The organism is Ruegeria sp. ABM4_193, assembly GCF_056158705.1.
The window spans coordinates 3,347,981-3,362,894 of sequence record NZ_JBSWTT010000001.1 but is presented as its reverse complement, the minus strand read 5'-3'; the positions used below and the strand labels follow the sequence as shown (position 1 = coordinate 3,362,894).

Sequence of the window (14,914 nt, the reverse complement as noted above, 5' to 3'; positions counted from 1 at the left end):
AGCGGGCAAGGCCCACGGCCTCAAGCGGATTTGGTCTTAGATGCCGTGAACGCCGCCCGGTGGGCGGCGCATTTGAGTATTTTTGAAAAGATGAAGCTTAGGCGGTCTGCGCGACTTTCTCGCGGGTATCCGTGATCATCAGTGCGGCCTGAGCCGCTTCGCGCCCTTTCTGAACGAAATGGTCGCGGTAGATAGCGTTGTGGTGGTCGGTTTCCTGATATTGATGCGGTGTCAGCGAGACCGACAGGACAGGAACGCCCGTGTCCAGTCCGGCGCGCATCAGGCCATCAACCACGGCCTGCGCGACGAAATCGTGGCGGTAGATGCCGCCATCCACAACAAAGGCGGCGCACGCTACGGCGGCGTATTTGCAGGTTTGGGCCAAGTCGCGGGCCAACAGAGGCATTTCGAACGCGCCGGGAACGTCGAAGACATCGACCTGATCGGCGGGGATGAGTTCGAGGAAGCCGTCAAGCGCGCGGTCGACGATATCGGAGTGCCATTTGGCTTTGACAAAAGCATAGCGGGTGTGTGTCATTATGATCTCCTTTCGCAACAGACACGTCACCCAAGGCGATCACGAGCAAGCACGCCGATTGCCGGCGTGTTGCACGTTCTCTTTCATCCGGACTGTAACCGTCGGCTCTGGCCTCTCACCAGATCTGCTTGACACCCTTTGGCGCTTCCACACTTTGTCCGAAAACCGGTTGCCGCTCTTCGGATCGTGGACACGTCTGGGCCGCTCGCGGGCTTACGGGTCGTCGCCCGCATACCGCCGGTGGGGAATTCCGCCCCGCCCTGAGAACAAGACGGACCTTGCATATCTTGGGTCTGGTCTGCAAGAGATTTGGCAGGAGGATCACCATGCACCCCAACCCCGCCTTTCGCGCCGAAGACCGCGCGCGCCATATTGAGTTCGCCCGTGAACGAGGATTCGGTGTTTTGACCTTGTCGACAGATGGCGCCCCGCTGTTGAGCCATGTGCCGTTTCTTCTGTCCGAAGATGGTCTGGTGGCTGAACTGCATCTTGTCCGCTCAAATCCCATCGTGCGCGCCTTGGGTGCACCGAAAGCGGTGAAGATCGCGGTGCAGGGGCCGGATGGGTATATCTCGCCGGACTGGTACGAAGTGGAGGATCAGGTTCCAACCTGGAATTATGTGGCCGTGCATTTGACTGGGCAGCTAGAGCTGCGCCCGCAGGAGGAGCTATTGGATCTGTTGAACCGGCAATCGGCCTTCTATGAAGAGCGCCTGCAACCTAAACCGCCATGGGGAACGGGCAAGATGTCAGATGAGGCTTTGACCAAAATGATGCGGATGATAGTGCCGTGCCGAATTCAGGTCGAGGATGTTCAGGGCACTTGGAAGTTGAGCCAAAACAAGCCTGATGATGTGCGCTTGCGGGCGTCTGAACAGGTTGCGTCGTCGGGGATCGGGTCCGAATTGAGTGTTCTGCAAGAGTTGATGCGCAACGCCTAGCCGTCGGCGAAGTGTGGGCTTTCGTTTTTGTGGACCTCCTGTAAGGTCGGCACAAACAGGGAGCCTGCCGATGAAACTCTACCACAGTCTGACCTCGCCCTATGTTCGCAAAGTCATGGTATTGCTGCATGAAACAGATCAGCTTGAAGATGTTGAGCTGGAGACAGTGGCCGGAACACCGATCTCACCGGCTGAGCCACTGGTTAGCAAAGCACCGTTGACAAAAGTTCCAGCGCTGGAGCGCCCGGACGGGCCTACCTTGTTCGACAGCCGGGTAATCTGTGCGTTTCTGGATGCCCGTGCTGGTGGAAAGCTTTATCCCGAGGGCGCAGGTCGCTGGGATGTTCTGACACTCGAAGCGCTTGCTGACGGCATTCTGGATGCAGCCCTTTTGATGACTTACGAAGACCGCCTGCGTCCCGATGACAAAAAGTGGGATGCCTGGATTGAATCGCAGTGGGTCAAGATTGACCGGGCCTGTGCTGTACTGAACCAACGGTGGATGGCACATTTGTCCGGCCCGTTGGATGTGGGGCAGGTCGCCGTCGGCTGTGCGCTGGGTTATCTGGATCTGCGCCATGACGCCCGGGGGTGGCGCAAGGGCAATGACGCGCTTGCCAAGTGGTTTGCGGAGTTTGGCGAGCGACCCAGCATGGTGGCCACCCGCCCTCAGGGCTAAAGCATCCGCAGCCGCGTCTGCGTTACTGGCTGAACGTCGCCAGATACGCAGCGATATCTTCCGCACCTTTCTTGAGCTTGACGCTCATGTTCGGGCGGGCGGTGTCATCGTCGAGATAATCCTTGATGAACCCGATGGGGTCTTTGGAATAGGCGGCGATGTTTTCTTCGGTCCAGACCAGACCTTCTTCACCGGCGCGGATCATGTCGTCGGTGAACATACCGATGGGCAGGCGTTCGCTGCCATAACGGTAGTCATTCTCGGATCCGGCAACCCGTCCGATGACGCCATAGAGATTCGGCCCGGTGATTCCGCCTTTGACCAGAACTTTTCCGTCTTTGATGATCGCGTGGCATGACGAGCAGCGGTTATACATCGCCTTTCCCTTTTCGGGGTCACCTGCGGCAAGGGTCTGAGTGGACAGCACCAATGTAAGTAAAGCTGTGGTCAACAGGGTTTTTGACATAGGGGGTCTCCTGACAGGAGTTCGCGCGTTTTGCCCGCTGTCCTGTATTCGCGCAAAAAGTGCAACGGGGTAAACCTGCACAATTTGCAATTTAAATCATCTATTTGGGGAATATGATTTTGTAGAAAACAATCCCGTTCCCGCCAATTGGATTGTGAGCATTCAAGGCGCAATTCTGCGGTAAATGGCTGGAACGCTTCGCGCCTGCCCGGGGGCATCGGTGGTGTTGGCTGGCTATCGAATCAAAACGGCCTGATTCGACCCGACCAACAAAGTTGAGCGCGAGATTCACCAAAAAAACGGCCTCGTTCCCCAAATGAAGCGGCACATGCGGCGTATTGCGCGTTTATGAACGCTGGACGAACACTATTCTCCCCGATAGTAAGCGCGTTTAAGACGCCGCTTTCACGCGGTGCGCGAGCTTTTTGCCCGTCCGCGGGCGCCAGACAATCGGAGATAACCTCGTGTCCCACGCAGAAGACCACGAAGGCACCCGCAGAGATTTCCTGTATTACGTCGCTGGCGGCGCAGGTGTCGTTGCAACGGGTGCAGCCGTATGGCCCCTGATCAACCAAATGAACCCGTCCGCAGACGTGCAGGCGCTTTCGTCGATCCGCACGGATGTGAGCGGGGTTGAGCCGGGCACACAGCTGACAGTTAAATGGCTGGGTAAACCCGTGTTTATCCGTCACCGCACCGGTGCCGAGATTGCCGAAGCCCAGCAACAGGACGAAGAAGCCGTTGGCAACTTGCCTGATCCGCTGGCGCGTAACTTCAACCTGAACGCAGATGCACCTGCAACAGACGCCAACCGCGTCATGCCGTCGCCCGAAGGCGAAGCCGAGGGTGCCTGGATCGTTCAGATGGGCGTTTGTACGCACCTTGGATGTGTGCCGTTGGGTGATGCTGGCGACTTTGGCGGTTGGTTCTGCCCATGCCACGGCTCGCACTACGATCTGGCAGGCCGGATCCGTAAAGGTCCCGCGCCTGAAAACCTGCCCGTTCCGCCCGCAGAGTGGGTCGACGCAACAACCATCAAACTCGGCTAAGGGAGACCCAGTTTATGTCCGGAATTCCCCACGATCATTACGAGCCGAAGTCTGACGGCGAAAAGTGGCTGAACAGCCGCCTTCCCATCGTCGGCCTGCTGTATGACACCCTGATGATCCCAACCCCCAAGAACCTGAACTGGTGGTGGATCTGGGGCATCGTCCTGGCGTTCTGCTTGGCGCTGCAAATCGTTACCGGCATCATTCTGGTGATGCACTATACGCCGCATGTCGATCTGGCCTTTGCCAGCGTCGAGCACATCATGCGTAACGTGAATGGCGGTTACTTCATCCGTTATCTGCACATGAACGGTGCTTCTCTGTTCTTTGTTGCGGTCTACATTCACATGTTCCGCGGCCTGTATTACGGCTCGTACAAAGCCCCGCGTGAAATCACGTGGATCATCGGGATGCTTATCTACCTGATGATGATGGGTACCGCGTTCATGGGTTACGTTCTGCCTTGGGGCCAGATGTCCTTCTGGGGCGCGACCGTGATCACCGGACTGTTTGGTGCGATCCCGTTTGTGGGTGAAGCAATCCAGACCTGGCTGTTGGGCGGACCCGCTGTGGACAACGCCACGCTGAACCGCTTCTTCTCGCTGCACTACCTGCTGCCGTTTATCATTGCGGCGCTGGTTATCGTGCATATCTGGGCTTTCCACACCACCGGCAACAACAACCCCACGGGCGTTGAAGTGCGCCGTGGTTCAAAAGCCGAGGCCGAGAAAGACACATTGCCGTTCTGGCCCTACTTCGTGATCAAGGACCTGTTTGCGCTGGCCGTTATTCTGGTCGTGTTCTGGGCAATCGTCGGCTTTATGCCGAACTACCTGGGCCACCCGGACAACTACATCGAAGCCAACCCGCTGGTCACACCTGCACACATCGTTCCGGAATGGTACTTCCTGCCCTTCTACGCGATCCTGAGGGCCTTCACTGGCGAGGTTTGGGTTGTACAATTCGCAAGCTTCATCACCGGTGGCATCATCGACGCCAAGTTCTTCGGTGTGATTGCGATGTTTGGTGCGATCCTGGCCATGGCGCTGGCGCCTTGGCTGGACACATCGAGCGTGCGTTCGGGTAAATACCGTCCGATGTTCAAATGGTGGTTCTACCTGCTGATCATCGACTTCTTTGCCCTGATGTGGCTGGGTGCGATGCCCGCGGAAGAGCCTTATGCGACCTTCTCTCTGATCGCGTCCGCCTACTGGTTCGCCTATTTCTTCGTGATCCTCCCGATCCTGGGTGTCATCGAAAAACCGCTGACCCCACCGGAGACCATCGAAGAAGACTTCAACGCGCATTATGGCAAGGCTGACGCCGAAGCCACGCCGGCCGAGTAAGAAGAGGGACCGGATACCATGTTCAAGAAACTTGCAATCGGCGCTGCGTTTGCTCTGGCCCTGACCCCTGCTGCATCTTTTGCGGCAGGTGGTGGCGATCAGCATATCGAAGATTTCGCCTTTTCGTTCGAAGGTCCGTTTGGCACCTGGGATCAAAACCAGCTGCAACGCGGTCTGCAAATCTATACCGAGGTTTGCGCAGCCTGCCACGGCCTGCAATATGTTCCTCTGCGCGATCTGGAAGCGCTGGGTTACAACGAAGAGCAGGTCATCACCTATGCCGCGGACAATTTTGAGGTTTTTGACCCTGAATTGGACGACTTCCGCCCGGCGATCCCGACCGACCACTTCCCGGCCAATACAGCCGTTGGCGCACCTGACCTGAGCCTGATGGCCAAAGCCCGCGCGGGTTTCCACGGTCCTTACGGGTTGGGCATCAATCAGCTGGTCAAAGGCATGGGTGGCGCGGAATACATCGCCTCGCTGCTGGACGGCTACACCGGCAAGGAAAAGGAAGAGGCAGGCACCATCCTGTACGAAAACACCGCCTTCCCGGGTGGCTGGATTTCGATGGCCCCGCCGCTGGCAGAAGATCAGGTCGAGTTTGCCGATGGTCATCCCGCCAGTGTCGAAGCGATGTCCGAAGATGTTTCTGCGTTCCTGATGTGGGCGGCTGAGCCCAAGATGATGGACCGCAAGAATGCAGGCTTCGTTGGTGTCATCTTTCTGTCTGTTCTGTCAGTCCTGCTGTATCTGGTGAACAAGCGCCTGTGGGCGCCGCACAAAGGCAAACTCCGTCCTGAGGATTGATCCTTTTTCGGAGTTAGAAATCGAAACCCCCGCGCCACCCGGTTGCGGGGGTTTTTATTTGCGAGGTTGCTTGCAAGGGGCCAGCCCCTTCTTGGCCTTTGGCCAATTCAACCCCGAGGTATTTTGGACCAGATGAAGCGCGGATCAGACGGTGAGTTGGTCTGCAGTCTGCCCGGTGATCGCAGCCGTCACGATCTGACCTTCGGGCTGAGGCGTGGCGAAGGACACTTCGGTGAATTGCTCGGTCCGGCCCATATGGGGGTTTTCCATCAGGATATGATGGGTTTTGCCGATCTGTTCCGATAGGTGCTTTGCGACCTGAGCGTCCCCGGCTGCGCGCAGTCGCGCCGCGCGGCTTTTGATCACTGTTCCATTGACTTGCTGTGGGATCCGCGCAGCGGGCGTGCCGTCACGCTTGGAGTATGGGAAGACGTGCAACCAGGTGAGATCGCAGTCTTTGACCAGCCTGAGCGAGTTTTTGAAATGCTCTTCGGATTCCGTAGGGAACCCCGCGATAATATCGGCACCAAACGTCATGTCAGGACGCAGCTTACGGGCGTCTTCGGTAAATCGGATCGCGTCGTCACGCAGGTGGCGGCGTTTCATCCGTTTCAGAATCAGGTCGTCCCCGTGCTGAAGCGACAGGTGCAGGTGCGGCATCAAGCGTGGCTCGGTCGCGATGGCCTGCATCAGGTTCTCGTCGACCTCGATCGAATCGATTGAACTGATCCGAAGGCGCGGCAGGTCTGGCACCAGTTTGAGGATGCGCATCACCAGATCGCCAAGCCGGGGTTCTGCGGGCAGGTCGGCCCCCCACGAAGTGAGATCGACCCCTGTCAGAACCACTTCGTTATAGCCCTTGTCCACCAAGCGTTTGATCTGGTCCACCACAACGCCTGCAGGTACGCTGCGCGAGTTGCCGCGGCCGTAGGGGATGATGCAGAAGGTACAGCGATGATCGCAGCCGTTCTGCACCTGCACATAGGCACGCGAGCGGGTGCCGAAACCATCGATCAGGTGGCCCGCCGTTTCGGTCACGGACATGATGTCGTCGACCTGAACGGCTTCGGTCTCACCGATGAAATCGGCGGCCAAGCCGTTCCAGGTGTCTGGCTGCATCTTCTCGGTGTTGCCGATGACTGCGTCGACTTCAGCCATGGCGGAGAACGTTTCTGGTTCCGTTTGCGCCGCGCAGCCGGTGACGATCAGGCGGGCACTTGGGTTTTCGCGCCGCAGCTTGCGGATCTCTTGCCGGGCTTTGCGGACAGCTTCAGCCGTTACCGCGCATGTGTTTAACACCACGGCATCTGTCAAACCTGCCTGCTGTGACAGCTCTTTCATCGCCTCGGTCTCATAGGCGTTCAGGCGGCAGCCCAAAGTGGTGAATTTGGGCGGGTTCATCCCAAAGACCCCAAGAACTCAGGGGTGAGGGTGCCTGAGAAGACATGGGCTGTGGGGCCGGTCATCCAGACTCCATCCTCGCGCCAGTCGATCCAGATCGTGCCGCCATCCAGCTCGATCTGAACTTTGCGCCCCGTTAGACCGCGCCGTGCGGCTGCAACTGCTGTCGCACAAGAGGATGAGCCAGACGCCAGTGTGATCCCCACACCACGCTCCCAGACGCGCATACGGATATTGTCCGGGCCAATCACCTGTGCGACCTGAACATTGGTGCGCTCAGGGTAGAGTGGGTGGTGTTCGTAACGCGCGCCAAACTCGGTCAATGGAATTGCCTCGGCGTCGTCGACAAAGAAGGTGCAATGCGGATTGCCCATACCGGTTGCCGTAGGCGCGCCTTCGATTGGCAACTCCAGCGTGTCCATCTCTTCTGCCAGCGGTATGTCCTGCCAGTCCAGTTGAGGCTGTCCCATGTTTACCGAGGTCAGACCATCGCCGACATCTTTCGCAAAGAGGGCACCGCGTTCCGTTGTCAGGGACAGTTCGGGTTTTCCGGTCTCATCCATCAGAAACCGCGCGATGCAGCGGGTGGCATTGCCACATGCGGCCGAGGTTGATCCATCGGAATTGTAGAAGATCAGATGCGCGTCTGCCTGTCCGTTTTCAATCACGGCCAGTTGGTCGAATCCCACGCCAAACTGTCGATGGCCGATTCCCTTTGCAAGCGCCGGGGTGATCCGGGAATCGCGGGCGCGCGCATCCACAATGACAAAGTCATTTCCCAGCCCGTGCATCTTCATGAAGGGCAAACCGGTATCGAGTCTCTGTTGCATAGCGGCGATATAACCCTGGTCAGAACATGAATCCACCCTGTTGCGCAGAATCGTGAAAAAAGGGGTTGACCCCCCTGCGACACCTGCCTAATTAGGCCGCCTATCGGGTCGCCGGAAACACAAGATGTGATGGTGAAACGAGGCGCAAAATAAGGGCTTGAACCTGATCAGGGAATTGCCTTAAAGAGCGCCACGGATCGAAGAGATCCACAAAAAGAGTGGGCCGTTAGCTCAGTTGGTAGAGCAACTGACTTTTAATCAGTGGGTCGCAGGTTCGAATCCTGCACGGCTCACCACTTTTTCATACTGTATCAATCGCTTCCGGCCGCAAAATGTGGCGCTGCAATTTGATCAGCTTGCGACTGTCTTGCACGTACAAAATTCTCGATCATTGGTGGTGTCCAGTGTTCCTGTAACACTGGTTTCGATCGATGAAACCATTTGAATAAAGAGCGTATCAACGCAGGTTTCACAGATATGTCGATGGTCGTCTTGATGACAAAGGCCGCGGTACTACCACGTAATTCTTATCTCATCACGCTGACCTTCACTTCTAACAATTAATACCGGCTGGTCCGTTACGACCCCAAAAACGTATCTGCTTTTGTGCTCAACCGGGTATCCATTGCTGGTAACTTTCACTTCGTCCTCTGCCAGACCTTGCGGTAGGGCAAGCGCATACCAGATTGCGCCGGGATCGGGGTCGGGGCTGGTTACATCCAGCGAGATGCTTCTGCCATCTGGGCTGAATTCATACGCCCTGAGTACAGCACCAATTCGATTGTCTGCAATGGGGAACGGAGCTTGTAGTTCATCGCGTGAGACTGGCAGGCGAACAATGAGATTGCCAATTCGACCGTCCCGAATGGAAAGCGGAAGTGTGACATTCGATGTTCCAGCCGTCTCGTCGATCCCTGCGTTATCGAACGATAGAGAATACAGGTAGTCACCTTCAGGGGCCGTGAAATCTGGGAAACTCCTTGTTTTGAAAGGCGGTTCCGTCACTTCTGAGTATCCTGCACCGCTGAGTTCCATCTTGTTTGGGTAAATCGCGCCGTCATTTATTGTCGCCACGGCCAACTGCAAACCGCCGATACCTGGCGGCAGTTCCTCCCACTCAGACTCTGGCGGTTCCGATGTGAGGATGCCTTCGCACATGTTGTAATTGGCTTTCCAGTAGCCACGGGACACACAAGTTGATGAACATGTGTAACACATTGGGTCGCAGTTAAGGTCCTGAAAGAGGTGTGGGCAATTGTCTCCACATGTGAAGTCGCGTTCGTCGTCTGGATCTGTTTCTTCGGTCGAATAGATCCCATCCAAAAGAACAAGTGACGGCTTGGACTTTTCAATGCGAGACGTAAGTTTGAGACGGTTGGGTTTGGAAGACACTTCCTCCGCCCGGTTGGATACCGTGACATCGACGCCTGCTTCGCGAATGAAAATAACTGGGTCAAATGGCTTGGGAAGATCAGATGGAAGCACAGAGACGATCAGATCGAGAGAGCCTGAATCAGGGATCTCCAGGATTGGGATAACGTCACGGAACGTTATGGGTATCGTTTGATCGTCGTCGGGGGGCTTCAGGTCGAAGATATATGTCGCAGATGATGGCACTTCTGCGAATATTTCAGAGACATCGACCCATTCTTGACGCGATGTCCCGTTGGACACGATGAGGCTGCCGTTTGCTGGTTTGCCTTCGTATTCAAACTTGACCGATAGTTTGCCAAAATTCTCTGGTTTTTCTACGTCGGCCAACAACACAACAGGCAGCGCAAGAAGGGACAGGAACGGGATTGCAAGGCGTGCGTATAGCGTCGCCGTGGTTTGTACTAACATTTGCTTAATCCAATACAAAAAAGGGCTTTTGGAATATTCAGGTGTCAAAAATTCACCTGCCTCATTGTACACTTTTTTCGTTTATCCGTCGAGAATGGGCGCTCTAGTCGCTTTAACCGGCACAGCTTGGCAAAACGCGCGACATTTCACAGCGCTGGCCCGGCACCTCCGTTTCATCAATGGTCCAATCGGAAGCTGTGTTGTCCCGGTTGAACGAGTCAAAACGCGGTTTGATCTGTTTCGGCGACCGATCAAGGAAACACGATAAGACTTCGCTTTCAGCAATTTTATGCGTTGGTATAAGGCACGCTATACGAGATACTATTTTTATCTTGACAACGCTTGGTTGCGGGCGCGTTTTTGCCTATGCAAAATTGATTTTTTGCAACTAAACCGGTAGCCTTTCCAAAAAGGTGGACAACACCGGAGGCAGTGAGAGAGCAGATGCCACAAGCAAAAACACGTGTTTTGCGGGCCAGGGTGCCTGCGCGTATGATGGGCAAAAGGGACGGTCTGTTTTTCCTTTGGGGCGAGATCGAGCGCGCGCGCCTCAAAGCGGAAAGCGCGCTTGCGCCCGAGGCGGCCGCATCGGATGGAACAAGAGCGAAGAGGGCAGGCTCGACCAAGGGATCATCGCCGGTTCCGACCGACGAATTCATCTTTTATTGATGAAATGAAAAGGTCAGCCCACGTCGCCTATTTCTTTTCAAAAAACAGGATCACTTCGCCCAGGCGAACGCCAAAACGTGATACGTAGGCGCGGTTCAGCAGTCGATCATCATCCAACAACCACATCCAGTCGTCGAATTTGACACGCATCGTGCCTTCCTTGATCGGCAGGTCGATCTTGTACTTCCAGTTGAACGTATCGCCGCGTTCAATCCCGCTGGCCGTGCCCAAAACGCCAGGGGCAGTCCCTGTCCACGTATCTTCACTGGTTTTCGTCAGCGTCCAGATGCGCTGTTCGGTGGCGCCATCGTCATAAACGAAATCTTCGACCAGCGTCAGGGTTTCACCATCCCATGTCCCGTCGATATCCACCGTAAATCTGCGGGGGATATTGCCCAGAATGTCCTGAAACTGACCATAGGCCACTGTTTTGCCTTCGAAGAACTCTTCGAGATTCAGTTGCCGGTCGGACAAGAAGGTTTTGGGCACTTTCGGCTTGCTGGAACAGGCCGTCAGAAGCGCAAGGCTTGCTATGGCAAGAAAGGTGAGAAGGGAACGGAAAACACTCATTGCAGTGGTTTCCCTTCGGATGTCGCATCATACCCGTTTGCGCCTGGCACGTGCGTGGTTTTCAAATCGGGAGCAGGGCGCATTGTAGCGACCAGTTCAGCAACCTTGAGGCCGAACTTGCGCATCTCGGATCGGTTCATGATGACGCCGTGTTCCGTCAGATACATCCAGTCTGTGACGTCCAAAGTGTGGCCCCCCGCATCTTCGGGCAGGATGATCCGATAGGTCAGTTTGACGGTTGAGCCTGAGATGACGCCCTGACCCTCACCGACGATATCGTCCGCCGTTGCGGTGAACGTGTTGCCGGTGCCCAGTGTCAGATACCACTTTCGGTTCATCTGTTTGCCATTGGAATAGGTGAAGTATTCCGACAGCGTGCCCGAATTTCCGTTCCATTCGCCGACCATGCGCGCGACAAAGCTGTTCGACATCTTCCCATTGGGGCCATAGATCAGCCCTTCGGACAGGATTTCTCCGTTCAGATGCTCTTTCAGTGAAAAGGCAGGTCCGGTTCCTGTGTAATCTGACGGAGATTGTGCGCGAAAGCTCAGCAGGCGGGCGCGGATAAAAACTGCGATCAGAAGGACCAGCAGGATGATGGCGATAGCGTTCATTTGCTTGTGACCTCGGTGGGCAGGGTCAAGACCATTCCAAACGCGCCGAGCTTGAGGATGCAGGGCAGCACCGCATAAGCAAGGTTGAGTGTCTCTAGCGCGTCAGCAGAATTGGTCTGACCGGGGTTGAAGCCGCTGCGTTCCAGCAGAGGCAAGGTGAAAAAGGCAGCCAGGGCGAGGCCCAGCTTGCCTGCGAAAGACCAGATGCCAAACGCCGCAGAGGCGTTCAGCCCGGCCCGAGTCAGGACGACAGAAAACATAGCGGGCAGCACGACCATATCCGCACCTAAGGCTGCGCCCGAGGCAAGGCAGATCACGGCAAACCCGGCTAGATTCCCAGCACTCAGGGTGGCGGCACCGATAAACCCCGCGATTGAGAGGGGCATGGCAATCATCAGAGTCTGTTTCGGGCCAATCCGGTTGCTGAGCTTGGCCCAAAGCGGCACGCTTGCACCCGCGCTGAGGAAGAACAGGATCAACAGCGGGCCTGCTTTGCCCGGCAGTTGCAACCGATCTTCAACAAAAAACAAAAACAGGGTCGAGGTGATGGCCACGGGAAGGCTGTTAACCAGCGCAAGCGCCAGCAGGCGAAGCCCTCCGGCCTGACCCAGCCCTGCAAAAGACAGACCGGTGCCGGTGATCGGCGTACGCCTCCAGATCGGAATAGTCAGCAACAGAGTCAGAACGGACAGCAGCCCCAGAAATACTCCAAACGCGGGATAGCCTTGGGCTTGCGCGCCAAATGCAACCAAAAGCGCCGGGGCGCTGGCAGCAATGACCACACCGGTCAGCTGCCCGCCTTCACGATAGGCGGCCAAGGTCATAAGCTCTTGCGGGTCTGGACGTTTTGCCAAAGTTGCGCTGCGCCCGTACAAAAGGATGGTGCCCAGGCTGTAAGCCGAGAACAGCAGGATCAGAATCGCGATCAGCGCGGTGACACTGGCACCCTGCGGCAAGCTAAAGAGCAAAGGGAACCCGACCGCCAGCCCCAACGCCGCCAGAGAAGCAAATACAAGCTGGCCCTTTGGCCACTTGTCGATTGCCCAGCCAATCAACGGGTCCTGAACCAGATCAACAAGGCGGATCACCAGCAGAACGGTTCCAATAACCCCCAGGCCAATACCCAGATTCACCGCCGCAAAGCGCGGCAGGTGAATGTAAAGCGGGATGCCCGCCGCAGCGAGCATCAGCGCATACAGGCTGACCCGAGGATAAAGCATCAGCGCCCCTGAAGTTTCTGTGTAAACGAGGCGGACCGCGTGTTGTCGCCCAGAAATACAGACATGAAACTGCGTTTGATGCCCGGATAGGACATGGTGCAGGTCTTTTGCCCGTTCAGCCAGAAGCTCACCTTATCCGGCCCATCGGACACCGCGAGAAAGCTGTCGCCCTTGGTCACGGCTTTGAAGCACTGGTCCAGCTGATTGCGCACCGGGGCGGAACGTCCGATCCGGTCCATCTCGTCCAGAGTCGAGTTGACCAGCGCTTTTTTCTTGAAGTTCTTGCGGTAGGTCAGTTGCAGGCCGATATCTTCGCTCCAACTGAACGGCGCGCCGCCGGGGGTATAAAGTTTGGCGTCATAAATTGGCAGACCCAGATACCGAAAGGTTGCTGAGCCAAGCAGTTGCGCGTCCTTCAACTCGTCCGTTACGGGCGATGCCATTACCCCTGACGGGGCCAACAACGCCGCTGCCAGTAGCGCTGCGTGCAAAATTCCCTTATTCGGCCGCCACAGGGATGGCCGGGTCGTTCCCAGAAATGCCATTGTCAGCTCCGATGGTTTGCGGGGTGCCGTTTATTTGCGCAACGACATGCATAGCGCTGGCAATCCCGTCTTCGTGAAATCCGTGCCGGTTATAAGCGCCGGCAAACCAAGTTCGGTTCTGTCCCTGCATCTCGCGGATTTGCCCTTGTGCTTTCAGGGCGGCTTTGTCGAACACCGGATGGGCAAATTCGACCTGATCATAGATTTTGTCCGCGGGAATTTCTGATGAGGCGTTCAGTGTCACAAACAGCGGATCGCTGTCCGGGATGTTCTGAAGCCGGTTCATCCAATAGGTCACGCCCACATCTCCGGCTTGCGAGCGATACGTCCAGCTGGACCAGCACGCGCGCCGCTTGGGCATCTGACGTGGATCACAATGCAGAATTGCCGTATTGGGTTGGTAGCGGATCGCACCCAAAGCTGCGGCCTCGGCCGGTGTTGCGCCTTCGCCCAGAATGGCAAGAGACTGGTCCGAGTGCGTTGCCAGGATGATCTCGTCGAATTGATCCGTTTGCCCCTGGCTTGTGACGCTGACGCCCATGTCGTCGCGATGAACGTGTTGAACCGGGGCGGCCAACCTGATGTCACAGCCACGGGCGCGCAGAGCGGCGTCTATACGGCGGACATATTCGATGCTGCCACCTTTGACCGTGTACCATTGATGCTGGTTGGCGCGTCCACTGGCCAGCAGGGCATGGTTGCGGAAGAACTGCACGAGAGAACGGGCCGGGAACTGATCTACGAACTCAACAGGGGTGGACCAGATCGCGCCACACATCGGCATCAGATAGTTGTGGCGGAACCAGTGACCCAGACGCAGTTGATCGACCAGTTCACCAATCGTTGTGTCGTCGTCCTTGGCCGCCTCGGGCGCTTCTTTGCCGAACCGCAGAATGTCTGCGATCATCTTGTAATAGGCGGGGCGCGCCAGATTGCGTTTCTGTGCGGTCAGGGTGCGCAGATTGTTCAACCCGTATTCGATGCGGCCATTGTCGATGGTCGCTCCAAAGCTCATTTCGCTTTTGATTACAGGTACGTTCAGCTCATCAAAAAGCTGCGTCAGGTAAGGGTAGGTCGCGTAGTTGAAAACGATAAAGCCGGTGTCGACCGGCTGGTCGCCGTTTTTGCCAGCCATCACCGTACGGGCATGTCCACCCAGCCTGGGTTCGGCTTCATACACCGTCACGTCGTTGTTTTCTGAAAGGTAATACGCGGCAGAGAGACCCGAAATGCCTGCACCTACAATCGCAATTTTCTTTCGTACACCCCGGGTTTCGTCGAACATTCCAGCCTCGTTATGTGACATTTTACAATGAGATACGCAGGGTATGGCGTGTTGGATCAATCCGGATAGAAGTTTTTAACAGATGCACTATCTTGTGACTTCGGGTTTC

At 56.4% G+C, this 14,914-nt stretch carries 16 protein-coding genes, 1 tRNA gene and 1 riboswitch; of the genes, 7 read left to right on the top strand and 10 right to left on the bottom strand.

Annotated elements, in window-relative coordinates; genetic code table 11:
• Positions 1-97: 97 nt before the first annotated feature.
• A complete protein-coding gene (locus ACXADZ_RS16840) occupies positions 98-538 on the bottom strand; it encodes a 6,7-dimethyl-8-ribityllumazine synthase (RefSeq protein ID WP_475198107.1) in 441 nt (146 codons plus the stop codon).
• A 71-nt stretch (positions 539-609) separates the two neighbouring features.
• Positions 610-810, bottom strand: a riboswitch (FMN riboswitch).
• A gap of 54 nt (positions 811-864) precedes the next feature.
• Between ACXADZ_RS16840 and ACXADZ_RS16835 the strand changes: the two genes are divergently transcribed.
• Both ACXADZ_RS16835 and ACXADZ_RS16830 read left to right on the top strand, forming a co-directional pair.
• On the top strand, positions 865-1,479 hold the full coding sequence (locus ACXADZ_RS16835) for an FMN-binding negative transcriptional regulator (RefSeq protein ID WP_475198104.1): 615 nt from the start codon (positions 865-867) through the stop codon (positions 1,477-1,479).
• A 70-nt stretch (positions 1,480-1,549) separates the two neighbouring features.
• Positions 1,550-2,158 (top strand): glutathione S-transferase, encoded by a 609-nt coding sequence (locus ACXADZ_RS16830; protein WP_475198102.1) that lies wholly within the window; start codon positions 1,550-1,552, stop codon positions 2,156-2,158.
• 22 nt (positions 2,159-2,180) lie between these two features.
• Here ACXADZ_RS16830 and ACXADZ_RS16825 read toward each other — a convergent pair whose 3' ends face one another.
• Positions 2,181-2,624: a c-type cytochrome gene (locus tag ACXADZ_RS16825; RefSeq protein WP_171093025.1), complete on the bottom strand. Its 444-nt coding sequence runs from the start codon at positions 2,622-2,624 to the stop codon at positions 2,181-2,183.
• 464 nt (positions 2,625-3,088) lie between these two features.
• Here ACXADZ_RS16825 and petA point away from each other — a divergent pair, with 464 nt between their 5' ends.
• From petA to ACXADZ_RS16810, 3 genes are read left to right on the top strand one after another with little or no spacing between them, the layout of a single operon-like run.
• On the top strand, positions 3,089-3,673 hold the full coding sequence (gene petA / locus ACXADZ_RS16820) for a ubiquinol-cytochrome c reductase iron-sulfur subunit (protein WP_171093027.1): 585 nt from the start codon (positions 3,089-3,091) through the stop codon (positions 3,671-3,673).
• Positions 3,674-3,687: 14 nt separating this feature from the next.
• A complete protein-coding gene (petB, locus tag ACXADZ_RS16815; protein WP_171093028.1) occupies positions 3,688-5,019 on the top strand; it encodes a cytochrome b in 1,332 nt (443 codons plus the stop codon).
• An 18-nt stretch (positions 5,020-5,037) separates the two neighbouring features.
• Complete coding sequence (locus tag ACXADZ_RS16810) at positions 5,038-5,829, top strand: cytochrome c1 (RefSeq protein WP_171093042.1); 792 nt, start codon at positions 5,038-5,040, stop codon at positions 5,827-5,829.
• A gap of 144 nt (positions 5,830-5,973) precedes the next feature.
• Here ACXADZ_RS16810 and mtaB read toward each other — a convergent pair whose 3' ends face one another.
• Both mtaB and dapF read right to left on the bottom strand, forming a co-directional pair.
• The gene (gene mtaB, locus ACXADZ_RS16805; RefSeq protein ID WP_475198098.1) at positions 5,974-7,230 is read right to left on the bottom strand and encodes a tRNA (N(6)-L-threonylcarbamoyladenosine(37)-C(2))-methylthiotransferase MtaB; all 1,257 of its coding nucleotides are present in this window, start codon (positions 7,228-7,230) and stop codon (positions 5,974-5,976) included.
• Positions 7,227-8,060 carry a diaminopimelate epimerase gene (gene dapF / locus ACXADZ_RS16800; RefSeq protein WP_475198096.1) on the bottom strand — a complete coding sequence of 278 codons (834 nt, stop codon included), beginning with the start codon at positions 8,058-8,060 and terminating at the stop codon, positions 7,227-7,229. The genes mtaB and dapF overlap by 4 nt, the downstream gene beginning before the upstream one ends.
• Before the next feature lie 220 nt (positions 8,061-8,280).
• Between dapF and ACXADZ_RS16795 the strand changes: the two genes are divergently transcribed.
• Positions 8,281-8,356 (top strand) — tRNA-Lys (locus ACXADZ_RS16795).
• A 217-nt stretch (positions 8,357-8,573) separates the two neighbouring features.
• Here the strand turns inward: ACXADZ_RS16795 and ACXADZ_RS16790 are convergent.
• Entirely contained in the window at positions 8,574-9,974 is a 1,401-nt protein-coding gene (locus ACXADZ_RS16790; RefSeq protein WP_475198094.1) for a hypothetical protein, read from the bottom strand.
• Positions 9,975-10,346: 372 nt separating this feature from the next.
• Between ACXADZ_RS16790 and ACXADZ_RS16785 the strand changes: the two genes are divergently transcribed.
• The gene (locus tag ACXADZ_RS16785; protein ID WP_171093050.1) at positions 10,347-10,571 is read left to right on the top strand and encodes a hypothetical protein; all 225 of its coding nucleotides are present in this window, start codon (positions 10,347-10,349) and stop codon (positions 10,569-10,571) included.
• Between the two features lie 27 nt (positions 10,572-10,598).
• Here ACXADZ_RS16785 and ACXADZ_RS16780 read toward each other — a convergent pair whose 3' ends face one another.
• The 5 genes from ACXADZ_RS16780 to ACXADZ_RS16760 are packed head-to-tail and all read right to left on the bottom strand — an operon-like array spanning position 10,599 to position 14,805.
• Positions 10,599-11,141, bottom strand: a complete 543-nt coding sequence (locus ACXADZ_RS16780) for a DUF3833 family protein (protein ID WP_475198092.1) — start codon at positions 11,139-11,141, stop codon at positions 10,599-10,601.
• Positions 11,138-11,755, bottom strand: coding sequence for a DUF3833 domain-containing protein (locus tag ACXADZ_RS16775; RefSeq protein WP_475198090.1), 618 nt, complete (start codon positions 11,753-11,755; stop codon positions 11,138-11,140). The genes ACXADZ_RS16780 and ACXADZ_RS16775 overlap by 4 nt, the downstream gene beginning before the upstream one ends.
• Entirely contained in the window at positions 11,752-12,975 is a 1,224-nt protein-coding gene (locus tag ACXADZ_RS16770) for an MFS transporter (protein ID WP_475198088.1), read from the bottom strand. Before ACXADZ_RS16770 ends, ACXADZ_RS16775 begins: the two co-directional genes overlap by 4 nt.
• A complete protein-coding gene (locus tag ACXADZ_RS16765; protein WP_475198087.1) occupies positions 12,975-13,520 on the bottom strand; it encodes a hypothetical protein in 546 nt (181 codons plus the stop codon). The genes ACXADZ_RS16770 and ACXADZ_RS16765 overlap by 1 nt, the downstream gene beginning before the upstream one ends.
• A complete protein-coding gene (locus ACXADZ_RS16760; protein ID WP_475198085.1) occupies positions 13,474-14,805 on the bottom strand; it encodes an NAD(P)/FAD-dependent oxidoreductase in 1,332 nt (443 codons plus the stop codon). The genes ACXADZ_RS16765 and ACXADZ_RS16760 overlap by 47 nt, the downstream gene beginning before the upstream one ends.
• Between the last annotated feature and the right edge of the window lie 109 nt (positions 14,806-14,914).